General features: G+C 67.1%; 12 protein-coding genes. 7 read left to right on the top strand and 5 right to left on the bottom strand.

Features of this window, described 5'->3' with window-relative positions:
* The first annotated feature begins 55 nt into the window (after positions 1–55).
* On the top strand, positions 56–1042 hold the full coding sequence (locus tag QSJ18_RS17915) for a GlxA family transcriptional regulator (protein ID WP_286327994.1): 987 nt from the start codon (positions 56–58) through the stop codon (positions 1040–1042).
* A 20-nt stretch (positions 1043–1062) separates the two neighbouring features.
* Here the strand turns inward: QSJ18_RS17915 and QSJ18_RS17910 are convergent, their stop codons facing one another.
* A complete protein-coding gene (locus tag QSJ18_RS17910; protein ID WP_286327993.1) occupies positions 1063–1452 on the bottom strand; it encodes a nuclear transport factor 2 family protein in 390 nt (129 codons plus the stop codon).
* Between the two features lie 178 nt (positions 1453–1630).
* On the opposite strand from QSJ18_RS17910, the gene QSJ18_RS17905 reads away from it, so the two are divergent.
* The 3 genes from QSJ18_RS17905 to QSJ18_RS17895 are packed head-to-tail and all read left to right on the top strand — an operon-like array spanning position 1631 to position 3169.
* Positions 1631–2377 carry an SDR family NAD(P)-dependent oxidoreductase gene (locus QSJ18_RS17905; protein ID WP_286327992.1) on the top strand — a complete coding sequence of 249 codons (747 nt, stop codon included), beginning with the start codon at positions 1631–1633 and terminating at the stop codon, positions 2375–2377.
* Positions 2370–2528 carry a hypothetical protein gene (locus tag QSJ18_RS17900; RefSeq protein ID WP_286327991.1) on the top strand — a complete coding sequence of 53 codons (159 nt, stop codon included), beginning with the start codon at positions 2370–2372 and terminating at the stop codon, positions 2526–2528. Before QSJ18_RS17905 ends, QSJ18_RS17900 begins: the two co-directional genes overlap by 8 nt.
* 56 nt (positions 2529–2584) lie before the next feature.
* Positions 2585–3169: an SGNH/GDSL hydrolase family protein gene (locus QSJ18_RS17895; RefSeq protein WP_286327990.1), complete on the top strand. Its 585-nt coding sequence runs from the start codon at positions 2585–2587 to the stop codon at positions 3167–3169.
* Between the two features lie 31 nt (positions 3170–3200).
* Here the strand turns inward: QSJ18_RS17895 and QSJ18_RS17890 are convergent, their stop codons facing one another.
* Both QSJ18_RS17890 and QSJ18_RS17885 read right to left on the bottom strand, forming a co-directional pair.
* Entirely contained in the window at positions 3201–4352 is a 1152-nt protein-coding gene (locus QSJ18_RS17890) for a CaiB/BaiF CoA transferase family protein (protein WP_286327989.1), read from the bottom strand.
* Positions 4349–5536: an acyl-CoA dehydrogenase family protein gene (locus QSJ18_RS17885; RefSeq protein ID WP_286327988.1), complete on the bottom strand. Its 1188-nt coding sequence runs from the start codon at positions 5534–5536 to the stop codon at positions 4349–4351. Before QSJ18_RS17885 ends, QSJ18_RS17890 begins: the two co-directional genes overlap by 4 nt.
* Positions 5537–5682: 146 nt before the next feature.
* On the opposite strand from QSJ18_RS17885, the gene QSJ18_RS17880 reads away from it, so the two are divergent.
* Positions 5683–6690 carry a LacI family DNA-binding transcriptional regulator gene (locus QSJ18_RS17880; RefSeq protein ID WP_286327987.1) on the top strand — a complete coding sequence of 336 codons (1008 nt, stop codon included), beginning with the start codon at positions 5683–5685 and terminating at the stop codon, positions 6688–6690.
* 18 nt (positions 6691–6708) lie between these two features.
* Here the strand turns inward: QSJ18_RS17880 and QSJ18_RS17875 are convergent, their stop codons facing one another.
* Together QSJ18_RS17875 and QSJ18_RS17870 are read right to left on the bottom strand one after the other, a co-directional pair.
* Positions 6709–7194 (bottom strand): cupin domain-containing protein, encoded by a 486-nt coding sequence (locus QSJ18_RS17875; protein WP_462476116.1) that lies wholly within the window; start codon positions 7192–7194, stop codon positions 6709–6711.
* A 35-nt stretch (positions 7195–7229) separates the two neighbouring features.
* Complete coding sequence (locus QSJ18_RS17870; protein ID WP_286327986.1) at positions 7230–8498, bottom strand: cytochrome P450; 1269 nt, start codon at positions 8496–8498, stop codon at positions 7230–7232.
* 305 nt (positions 8499–8803) lie between these two features.
* On the opposite strand from QSJ18_RS17870, the gene clpB reads away from it, so the two are divergent.
* Positions 8804–11356, top strand: coding sequence for an ATP-dependent chaperone ClpB (gene clpB / locus QSJ18_RS17865; protein ID WP_286327985.1), 2553 nt, complete (start codon positions 8804–8806; stop codon positions 11354–11356).
* A gap of 123 nt (positions 11357–11479) precedes the next feature.
* Positions 11480–12076, top strand: a complete 597-nt coding sequence (locus tag QSJ18_RS17860; RefSeq protein ID WP_286327984.1) for a DNA-3-methyladenine glycosylase I — start codon at positions 11480–11482, stop codon at positions 12074–12076.
* Positions 12077–12156 lie beyond the last annotated feature (80 nt).

The raw sequence follows: 12156 nt of genomic DNA, 5'->3' as shown, positions 1-12156 counted from the left end.
GCCGGTCTGGCAGACATCTCCCACTGGGTGTCGATCCGGTCGTAGCGTGGACGGTATGAACGGATCCGCAGCGACTCCGCGCGACACCGAACCGCGGCGGGTGCTGGTGGTCGGGTATCCGGCCGCCGAACTCCTCGACATCGCCTGTGTGACGTCCGCACTGCAGTTCGCCAACCAGTACTCGGGCCGGGCGATCTACCAACCACGGCTGGCCTCACCTGGCGGCGCGCCGATCACCACCGGAACCGGACTGGTCGTGCAGGCGGAGATGGCGTTGGAGCGGTCACACGGCCCGCTGGACACCCTGATCGTGTGCGGCGGCATCGGCTATGTCGACGCGATGGATGACGAACGCTTCGTCGCCCACGTGCGCCGGTTGGGCCGGGAGTCGCGGCGAACCGCGTCGGTGTGCACCGGAGCGGGGATCCTGGCCGCGGCCGGAATGGTGGACGGCAAGCGGGTGGCCACCCACTGGGCGCACGCCGACTATCTGGCCGGCCGCTTCCCGGGCGTCGAATTCGACCCGGGGCCCATCTTCATCAGCGACGGCGACGTCTGCACGTCGGCGGGGGTGACCGCGGCACTGGATCTCACGTTGTCGTTCATCGAGGACGATGCGGGGGCCGAACTGGCCCGTGAGGTCGCCCGCCAACTCGTCACCTACCTGCAGCGGCCCGGGAATCAGGCGCAGATGAGTATGTTCACCACGCCACCCGCGGTCGGCCGATCGTTGGTGCGCGAGAGCGTCGACCATATCGCCGCCCACCTGGCCGACGATCTGTCGGCGCCGGCCCTCGCCGATCTCGCCGGTGTCAGTGAACGGCATCTGACCAGACTCTTCCACGAGGAGATGAGCTCGACGCCGGGACGGTATGTGCGGCGCGTGCGGTCGGAGGCGGCGGCGAATCTGCTGACGGGCACCGACCTGACCGTCGAGGCGATCTCGCGCCGTTGCGGATTCGGCACCGCCGAAGCCCTGCGCCAGGCATTCGTCTCCACCTACGGGGTGTCGCCGTCGCACTATCGGGCGACCCAACGCTGATCGCTGCTGTCTCGCCGAACTCAGAGTCCCGGTGCGAGCGGGCTGTACTGGATGGTCGCGAACCGCAGCTCGCCATCCTCCGTGATGATCGAATGCACGACCCGAAATCGCCCGTCGGAGCGGTGTCCCGCGAAAGTGGCCTTCTGCGTGACGATTCCGATGAGTGAGGCGGCGTCGGTGAATGTGGTGACCGTGACATCGGACCAGGTGAGTTCTTCCATGTCGAGTGCTCCGGGCGCGAACCGCGCGAGCCATTGATCTCGATCGAGGACGAATCCGGCCGGTCCGATCAGATGAAATCCGTTGGCGCCAAGACGATCGAGTTCTTCTCGGTCGCCGTCAACTTCCGCATCCGCCCAGCGCTGACCCAGCTTGAGAGCTTCAGCGCTGACGGTGTGACCGGTGGTCATGGTGGTTGCCCCTTTCTCCGTGGGTAGTTCCAGGGTGGACCGCGGTCGAGGCCGGTGGCCCGCCGCAGGCATGAGGTGTCGGGAAAGGTGGACAAGGTGTCGGAGGAGTCGCGTATGTGGGTGGTGACCCGTCGGGATTCTCGAGGGACGCTGAGAAGTGATCCGATGGAGGTGCGTGATGACCGCAGCATTGCAGGGCCGAACGGCCTTGGTGATCGGCGCGAACGGCGAGATCGGTCGCGCCGTCGCGCGGGCACTCGGGGTGGCCGGCGCCCAACTGATCCTCGCCGGCCGGGACCGATCCGCGTTGGCGGTCACCGGCGCGGAATTGGACGCCCAGGGGATCATGTATTCGATTGTGTCCGTGGATATCACCGACGACGACTCGGTTGCCGGCCTGGTCGGGTACGCCCGGCGGAACGGGCTGGACATCGCGGTGAACAACGCAGGCCTGACGCACCAGCCGGCGCCGCTCGCCGAGCTGTCCCTCGATGACATCGACCGGGTGCTGCGCGTGACACTTCGGGGCACCCTCGTCGCCATGCGTCACGAGCTCGCGGCGCTGCCCGCCGGAGGATCGGTGGTCAATGTGGCGTCCACCGCCGGACTTGCCGGCGCACCCGGGATGGCGGCGTATGTGGCTGCCAAGCATGGTGTTGTCGGGCTCACCCGCACCGCCGCACTGGATTACGCCGAGCGCGGGATACGCGTCAACGCGGTGGCTCCCGGGTCGGTCGACTCGGGCGCGATCAGCCGACTGAACGGCGAGGTGAAAGAACGGATCGGTTCGATGGCGCCGATCCCACGGCTGGGTCGCCCGGCCGAGGTGGCCGCGGCGGTCACCTGGCTGGCGTCGCCGGCGTCCTCGTTCACAACCGGGACGGTGCTGACCGTCGACGGTGGAAAGGGAGCCCGAGGTGCCTAGCGCGACGGACGCCGTGATGGCGCAGATGCAGTACACACATTTGGAGAAGCTCTACGGCTACCTGCCCGGAATGGCCGATGCGCTGCCGGTGATCTTCGGAGCATCGCCGAATTCGAGGCGCATGCCCGATCGGCGGCGGTCGCCCTCCTAGAGGAGTCGGCCGTCGTGGACATGGTGCGGCGCTTACCTTTCGGCACTGGTGACCGAGTGCTCGTGGTCGGGGACAGCCTCACCGACGACCTGCAGTCCTGGGCCGAGATCCTGCGACATGTGCTGCACGAGATCCGGCCGGCCGACGACATCGAGGTGGTCAACGCCGGCCTGTCGGCACACTCGTCGGCCATGGTTCTGCGCCGATGGCCATCGATGCTGCACCCGGCGCCGGACTGGATCATCTGTGGGCTGGGCGGCAACGACATCACCCGTGTCGCCGGGGGGAAGCCGATGATCGGCTTGTCCGAAAGCGTGGCGAATCTGCATGAGATGCACCGTATCGCCGCGGAACGGACGTCGGCTCGCTGGCTGTGGCTGACCCCGGCGCCCCTGATCGAGCAGCGCATCGCCGGCTATCCACCGTTCCGGTTCGGGTCGGCTACTTGGCGTAACGAGGATTGCGTCCGGTTGGCCGACGCGATAGCCGGTTTCGGCGATCCGGTGGTCGACCTCGTGCGACTGTTCGGGGTGCCCGCCCATCCGGACCTGCAGGGACCGGACGGTGTTCATCCGACGCTGGCGGGGCAGCGGACGATCACCCGCGCCGTGGTCGAGACGCTGGCACGGCTGTCGGGCTGAGACCGGCCCGACAGCCGTGCTCGCTCGGGTACTACTCGGATGGCGGGGCGCCGTGTTCGTTCAGCAAGGGCGGCGCACAACGGTACGTCGGTGGGGTGGCGCTGAGCCGAATCGGGTTGGCCACCTGCCTGATCGGTGCATCGCGGTGCGGATCGTCGATCGTGATGACCGGATCGAGTCCCAGTCGCTGAGCCAGTGCGATGGCGTCGGCGATGTCGTTGAGCGGCCCACACGGCACCCGACGCGCGGTCAGTTCGGTGAACCAGTGGTCGGCGCTGCCGGTGCCGAGGAGGTCGTTGAGGGTCTTCACGAGCTCCTCGCGATGGGCGACCCGGGCGCTGTTGGTCGCATATCGGTCGTCGACCGCGAGTTCCGGGGCGCCGAGTACCTCACACAGTGCGGCGAACTGCCGGTCGTTACCCACCGCCAGCACGAACGGCCGGTCGGCGGTCTCGAACACCCCATATGGCGCGATGCTCGGATGCCGGTTGCCCATCGCGGTCGGCACCACCCCGGCCGCCACATACGCCGAGGACTGATTGGCGAGTGCGGACAGCAGTGACGACAGCAGGTTGACCTCGATCCGCTGGCCTTCACCGGTGCGGTCGCGATGTCGCAGGGCGGACAGGATCCCCACGGCCGCATGTAATCCGGTGATCACGTCGACGACCGCGACGCCGACCTTCGTCGGTGTCGCCGGGTCCGGTCCGGTGATGCTCATCATGCCGCCGACCGCCTGGATCAACAGGTCGTAGCCGGGCAGCTGATTGTTGCCGCCGAAGCCGGTCACCGAGCAGTAGACGAGGTCGGGCCTATCGGCGGCGAGCGCCTCGTAGCCGAGGCCGAGCCGATCGAGGGTGCCCGGCATGAAGTTCTCGACCACTACGTCGGCGCGGTCGACGAGCCGACGTGCGGCGGCCAGTCCTTCGGGGTCGGACAGGTCGATCGCGATCGATTGCTTGTTGCGATTCACCGACAGGAAGTACGACGACTGGTCGCCCACCCACGGCGGACCCCACGAGCGGGTGTCGTCGCCGGCGCCGGGCCGCTCGACCTTGATCACCTCGGCGCCCAGGTCGGCCAGCAGCATCGTCGCGTACGGGCCGGCCAGGACCCGGCCGCAATCCGCGATGACCAGACCGTCGAGGGCGCCGGTACCGGGGGTTGCGGTTGCGGGGCTCATCGGAACGCTGCCGAACCGGTGAGTGCGCGACCGATGGTGAGCTGGTGGACCTCCGAGGTGCCCTCGTAGGTGAGCACCGACTCCAGGTTGTTGGCGTGCCGGATGACCGGGTACTCCAGGGTGATGCCGTTGGCGCCCAGGATGGTCCGGCATTCGCGGGCGATCTTGATGGCCTCGCGGGTGTTGTTGAGCTTGCCGGTGCTGATCTGCTCCGGGGTGATCTCGCCGCGGTCCTTGCCCCGGCCGATGTGATACGCCAGCAGGTGGCCCTTGCCCACTTCGAGGGCCATGTCGGCGATCTTGGTCTGCGTGATCTGATAGGCGGCCAGCGGCTTGTCGAACACCTCACGCGACTGGGCGTAGTCGATGGCGGTCTCCAGGCAGTCGCGGGCGGCACCGATGGCTCCGAAGATGATGCCGTAGCGCGCCTCACCGAGTGCGGTCAGCGGTCCGCTGAGCCCGGCGGCCTTGGGTAGCAGGGCCGATCCGGGCAGCCGCACGTTGTCCAGGACCAGCTCGGAGGTGACCGAGGCGCGCAGCGAGATCTTCTTCTTGATCTCCGGTGCGGAGAATCCGGGGGTGTCGGTGGGGACGACGAAGCCGCGGATGCCGCGTGCGCCTTCTTCCAGGTCGGTCTGCGCCCAGACGACGGCGACGTCGGCGATCGATCCGTTGGTGATCCACATCTTGGTGCCGTTGAGTACCCAGTCGTCGCCGTCGCGCTTGGCGTTGGTGCGCATCCCCGACGGGTTGGATCCGAAGTCGGGTTCGGTCAGGCCGAAGCAGCCGATCGCGTCACCGGCGGCCATCCTCGGCAGCCATTCGTTCTTCTGATCTTCCGAGCCCCAGTGGTGGATGGAGAACATCGCCAGTGAACCCTGCACCGACACCAGGCTGCGGATGCCCGAGTCGACGGCTTCCAGCTCCAGGCAGGCCAATCCGTAGGCCATCGCGCTGGTGCCCGGGCAGCCGTAGCCCTCCAGGTGCATACCCAGTGCACCGAGCCGGCCGAGCTCCTTGGCGATCTCGCGCGCCGGGAGTTCGGCGTCCTCGAACCAGTCGGCGACATGCGGGCGCAAGCGGGCGTTGCCGAAGTCCCGGACGGTGTCGCGGATGGCGATCTCTTCGGGTTCGAGAAGCGAGTCGAGGGCGAAGAGCTGCGACAACGTGCTGGGGCGGGACATCGAAACCTCCATGGGGGTGGGTGTGGAACCGGCTCTCGCAGTCAGGCCCAAACGTTTGTAAGAACGATTGCGAGAACGTTTGCATCGACTAAGGTAGGTGCTCCGACGCCGTACGTCAACGGGTGGAGACGAGTGAGGGGGCCAGCGTGGCCAATGTCCAGCGACCGCCGACGCTGAAGGAGATCGCGCACCGCGCTGGCGTGCACGTGTCGACGGCATCGCGGGTGCTCCGGCAGGCCGAACCCGCCGACGGATGGTCGGAGTCGGCCTTGCGCGTCCGTGCAGTGGCCGACGAACTGGGCTACCAGCGCAACATGTGGGCGGCGAGCCTGCGCACCCGCAAGACCGCCACCCTCGGCGTCGTGATGACCCGCCTCACCGACGGCGTGGTCGCCACGACCTATCGGGGCGTCGAGGAAGAAGCCGCCCGCGCAGGCTACTCGGTGCTGTTGTCGAGCCCGCCCGACGATCCGGAGGCGCAACGCCGCGCCATCGAACTACTGGTGGGCCGACAGGTCGACGGTCTGCTGCTGAGCGGATTGCATCGACCCGGAGGTGAATTCATCGAATCACTGCGGGTGGCCGACGTGCCGATGCTCGCGCTCACCCGGCATGCCGACGCCGGGCTGCCCTTCGTCGGGGGCGACGACATTCGCGGCGGACGACTCGCCGCCCGGCATCTGCTCGACCGCGGCTATACCGACCTCGCCGTGATCGCCGGACCTGGACACGCCACCACGGCCACCGACCGCCTTGCGGGCTTCACCGCCGAGCTCGCCGACGCCGGAATCGTGCTGCCGGCCGACCGGGTGCGGACGTCGACCTTCGAGGTCGACGGCGGTATCGCCGCCGGCCGTGCACTGCTCGACACCGCGCGCCGACCGCGTGCGATCTTCACCGTCTCCGACACGATCGCCGTCGGAGTGCTCGGCGTCGCACGCGATCTCGGCCTGCGCATCCCCGACGACCTGGCCCTGATCGGCTTCAACGACATCCCCATCGTCGCGCAGTTGCCGGTGCCGTTGACCACGGTTCGTTCACCGGCACGCGACATCGGTGTCACCGCGGTACGCGGTCTGCTCGACCTTGTCGCCGGGCGCGACGTCGAATCGCGGCGTCTACCAGTAGAACTCGTGGTGCGGGCAACCGTCTGAGGACGCCTTCTGCCGGGGCTACGCGCACCCGGGCGCGGGAGCGTCTTCGGACAGTGGCGCACCCAAGGGGATGAGGTAGAGGACGTCGAGGACCACCGGCACGGAACCGAGGTTCGTGCCCTGGTGGGTGTTGGCCTTGCCTGCCGGTTCGCGGATGATGTCGCCGGTCCGATAGATGACGGGTGTGCAGTCCGAACCGGGATGGGTGAGCGTGCCCTGGCGGATGAGTCCGATCAGGTTGCCGTCGTGGTAGTGCCAGCCCGTGGTGCCGCCCGGCACGATGGTGATCTCGCGAACCTCGACGTGCATCCCGTCGGGGAGGAACGGTAGGAGGGCGGCCGGGATATCGGCCTTGGCGAGCGTGACCGCCGAAACCCCCGACGACGGTGTGGCATCGGCGACCGTTGAACTCAGCAGTGCGGGAATCACGAGTGCCGTCGCCGCGAATGCCGCCACCGCGTGACGTAGCCGGCGTGCCATCGGTCGGGTGATGGTGGGACGCATGGGTTTTCCTTCGGCTCGGTGCCGGCGGTCGGTGCCTACCGGCGCAGGGAGTAGCGGATCGGAAGGTGTTTGAGCCCGCCCACGAAGACCGTCTCGGCCAGTACCGGTGCACCGGTCAGGTCGATCGAGTCCAGGCGGGGGATCAATTCGGTGAAGAAGCTGCGCATCTCCATCCGCGCGAGCGGCGCGCCCAGGCAGAAGTGGACGCCGTAGCCGAAGGCGAGATGCTGGTTGGGGGTGCGCCCGACGTCGAAGGTGAACGGATCGTCGAAGATGTCCTCGTCGCGGTTGGCCGAAGTGTAAGCGAGATAGACGGATTCGCCCTTGGCGATCGGAACCCCGTGCACCGTGGTGTCTTCGGCGGCGGTGCGCATGAATTCCTTGACCGGGGTGCTCCAGCGGATCATCTCCTCGACCGCGGTGTCGATGAGCGACGGGTCGCGGCGCAGCCGGTCGAGTTGGTCGGGATTCTCGATGAGGGCCCGCAGCCCGCCGGCGATCGCGTCCTTGGTGGTGTCGTGGCCTGCGGTTGCGACGATCACGTAGTAGGAGGCGGTGTCGACGTCGGCGAGCGGTTCACCGTCGATGCGTCCGTTGGCGATGGCCGAGGCCAGATCGTCGGTGGGATGGTCGCGGCGGGAGGCGGTCAGGGTGGTGAAGTACTTGAAGAAGTCGAGCAGCGTCGCGAACTTCTCCTCCAGGGTGGTGCCGCGCTGATATTCGGCGTCGTCACCGCCGAACAGCTCCTGGGTGAGTTGCAGCATCCTCGGGAAGTCCTCCTCGGGGAGGCCGAGCAACGACAGGATCACATGCAGTGGGAAGTGCACGGCGATGTCGGCGACGAAATCGCATTCCGGACCGATGTCGCACATGATGTCGACGTAGCGTTTGGCCAGCTCGTCGACGCGGGTCTGCAACTCACGCATGGCCTTCGGCCGGAACCAGTCGGTACCGATCGAACGGACCTTGCGGTGATGCGGGTCGTCCATGTGGATCAGGGTGCGCAGCCCGCCGCCGGCGTCCAGCTGCGTCTTCGCCTGTTCGTCGGCCTCGGCGGTGGTCAGGACCGGCCGCGGCGCGCTGAGCCACAGGTTGTTGGCGCGTTCGATGTCCATGATGTCGGCGTGTTTGGTCACCGCGCAGAACGGCCGGTAGCCGGGTTGGTCGACGCGCACCACCGGTTCGTTGGCCCGCAGGTGGCGCATCGCGGCGTGTAATCGGGCTTCGTCGGCGTAGGCCGTCGGGTCGGCGAAGATCTTCGCCGCATCGTCTGGTGTCGTTTCGTTCGTCGTCGGTGTGCTCACCAGATGATCCTTCCCGCGATGCGTCCCTTCGAGTGTCGGTGATCGGGACGGATGTCGGCCGGGCTTTGCCGAAAGCGAGTGACGGCACGGTCATGCTGCGGTGTCACGTGCCCAACGGCAGTTGGATGGCCACCATGTGGATGTGCCATCAGCGCATGGTGGAGTGCGGAGCGTTTGATAGGTCATGTGGTGTGCATCACAAGAATGCAAGCAAGTTGAGTGGAATGGACTCAAGTCTGCTGGCGTTGCAGAACCTGAATGGCTCATACTTGAGTCTGTTGGACTAAAGAGAAAGGTACACGCCCGTGGACAGCTTCACCCCGACCACCAAGACGCAGCAGGCCCTGAGTTCTGCCGTCCAGGCGGCCGCCGCTGCTGGTAACCCCGACGTGCGTCCGGCTCACATCCTCGTCGCCCTGCTCGATCAGTCCGATGGAATCGCCTCTCCGCTGCTCAAGGCGGTCGGGGTGGATCCGTCGGGGGTTCGCGTGCAGGCGCAGGGTCTGGTCGATCGCGCGCCGACGGTGTCCAGCGCGAGTGCGCAGCCGCAGCTTTCCCGCGAGTCGATCGCGGCCATCTCGGCAGCACAGCAACTCGCCGGTGAACTCGACGACGAATACGTCTCGACCGAACACATCCTCGTCGGTCTGGCCACCGGCGACTCCGACGTCGCCAAGCTGCTCCACGATGCGGGGGCGACCCCGCAGGCGCTACGCGAGGCCTTCGTCGCCGTACGCGGTACCGCTCGCGTCACCTCGGAGGACCCGGAGTCGACCTATCAGGCGCTGGAGAAGTACTCCACCGATCTGACCGCGGCGGCCAGGGAGGGCAAGCTCGACCCGGTCATCGGCCGCGACACCGAGATCCGGCGCGTCGTGCAGGTGCTGTCGCGTCGTACCAAGAACAACCCGGTGCTCATTGGCGAGCCGGGTGTCGGCAAAACGGCGATCGTCGAGGGACTGGCCCAGCGCATCGTCGCCGGTGACGTCCCGGAATCGTTGCGCGGCAAGACCGTCATCTCGCTGGATCTGGGGTCGATGGTCGCCGGTGCCAAGTATCGCGGCGAGTTCGAGGAGCGTCTGAAGGCGGTGCTCGACGAGATCAAAGGGTCGGCCGGTCAGGTCATCACCTTCATCGACGAGTTGCACACCATCGTGGGCGCCGGCGCGACCGGTGAATCCGCCATGGACGCGGGCAACATGATCAAGCCGATGCTGGCGCGTGGTGAGCTGCGCCTGGTCGGTGCGACCACGCTGGAGGAATACCGCAAGTACATCGAGAAGGATGCGGCGCTGGAACGTCGCTTCCAGCAGGTGTATGTCGGCGAACCGTCCGTCGAGGACGCCATCGGCATCCTCCGCGGTCTCAAGGAGCGCTACGAGGTGCACCACGGTGTGCGCATCACCGACTCCGCATTGGTCGCCGCCGCAACACTTTCCGATCGCTACATCACCTCCCGCTTCCTGCCCGACAAGGCCATCGACCTGGTAGACGAGGCGGCCTCGCGGCTGCGGATGGAGATCGACTCGCGTCCCGTCGAGATCGACGAGGTCGAACGCGTCGTCCGCCGGCTGGAGGTCGAAGAGGTTGCGCTGCAGAAGGAAACCGACGCGGCCTCCAAGGAGCGTCTGGAGAAGCTGCGCGGCGAACTGGCTGACCAGAAGGAGAAGCTGAACGAACTGTCGGCCCGGTGGCAGTCGGAGAAGACCGCCATCGACGCCGTCCGCGACACCAAGGAAGAGCTGGAACGTCTGCGCGGCGAAGCTGATCGTGCCGAACGTGACGGCGATCTGGGCCGGGCCGCCGAGCTGCGCTACGGCAAGATCCCTGGCCTGGAAAAGGAATTGGAGGCCGCGATCGAGAAGACCGGCACCGATCCCGACCAGGACGTGATGCTGCAGGAGGAGGTCGGACCCGACGACGTGGCGCAGGTCGTGTCGTCGTGGACCGGAATCCCGGCCGGGCGCATGCTCGAAGGGGAGACCGCCAAGCTGCTGCGCATGGAATCCGAGCTGGGACAGCGGGTCATCGGGCAGAGTGCGCCGGTGCAGGCGGTGTCGGACGCGGTGCGTCGTGCGCGGGCCGGTGTGGCCGACCCGAACCGTCCGCTCGGATCGTTCCTGTTCCTCGGCCCGACCGGTGTCGGCAAGACCGAGCTGGCCAAGGCGCTCGCCGAGTTCTTGTTCGACGACGAACGTGCCATGGTGCGTATCGACATGAGTGAGTACGGCGAGAAGCACAGCGTCGCACGGCTTGTCGGTGCCCCTCCCGGCTATGTCGGATACGAGTCGGGTGGTCAGCTCACCGAGGCGGTGCGGCGGCGCCCGTACACGGTGGTCCTCTTCGACGAGGTCGAAAAGGCCCACCCGGACGTCTTCGACGTGCTGCTGCAGGTGCTCGACGAGGGTCGCCTGACCGACGGTCAGGGCCGGACCGTGGACTTCCGGAACACCATCCTCATCCTCACCTCCAACCTGGGTGCGGGTGGCGACAAGGATCAGGTGATGGCGGCGGTGCGCGCGGCCTTCAAGCCGGAGTTCATCAACCGGCTCGACGACGTCGTCATCTTCGACGCGCTGAGCCCCGAGGAACTGGTGTCCATCGTCGACATCCAACTGGCCCAGCTCGGCAAGCGCCTGGCGCAGCGCCGACTGGAACTGCAGGTCACGCCGAAGGCCAAGGAATGGCTGGCCGAACGCGGTTTCGACCCGCTCTACGGCGCGCGGCCGCTGCGCCGGCTGGTGCAGCAGGCCATCGGTGACCAGCTGGCCAAGGCGTTGCTGGCCGGCGACGTCCGCGACGGCGATGTTGTGCCGGTGAATGTCAGTCCCGACGGTGAATCCCTGGTCGTCGGCTGACGATCGGCTGTGGCCGACCATGATCGGGCCCCTGAGGTGCAGGCAACCTCAGGGGCCCGAGTCGCTGGTCGGTGACGCTGGTTCCGCTATTGAGAACCGGTAGCCCCCCGCTATGGTGGGTGCGTGGGCAACGTGACGACCGACGACAACGGCGTGACCCGGTGCGCTTGGGCGGCACGCGAACCGGAGACCACCTATCACGACACCGAATGGGGATACCCCCTCGACGGTGACAACGCCTTCTTCGAACGGGTATCGCTCGAAGGGTTTCAGGCCGGGTTGAGTTGGCGGACCATCCTCACCAAACGGGAGAACTTCCGGACTGCCTTCGCGGGCTTCGACATCGAGAAGGTCGCCCGGTTCACCGACGCCGACGTCACACGATTACTGGGCGACGCCGGGATCGTGCGGCATCGCGGCAAGATCGAGGCAGTCATCAACAATGCCCGGCACGCGGCCGACCTCATCGACGCCGAAGGCTCACTGCCCGGCTACTTCTGGCGTTACGAGCCGGCTGCGGAACCCGAGCCGCACAGTCAGACGACCTCACCCGAATCACTCGCGCTGTCGAAGGACCTCAAGAAGCGCGGGTGGCGGTTCGTCGGGCCGACGACCATGTACGCACTCATGCAGGCCAGTGGCATCGTCAACGACCACGCCCACGAATGTGTGACCCGTGCCGCGGTCACGCAGGCACGGTCGTCGGTCGCGCGTCGCTGACTGTTCGCCGGCTCGTTCTCATTCGGAGTGCGTGCGGGTGTTCTGCCGTGGCCGGTACTGACGCCAAGTTTCTGGTGGCG

Source organism: Gordonia heveisoli, from assembly GCF_030315745.1.
Taxonomy (GTDB): Bacteria; Actinomycetota; Actinomycetes; order Mycobacteriales; family Mycobacteriaceae; genus Gordonia.
Note: the sequence above shows the minus strand (reverse complement) of the source record. Positions and strands in the feature narration are given on the sequence as shown.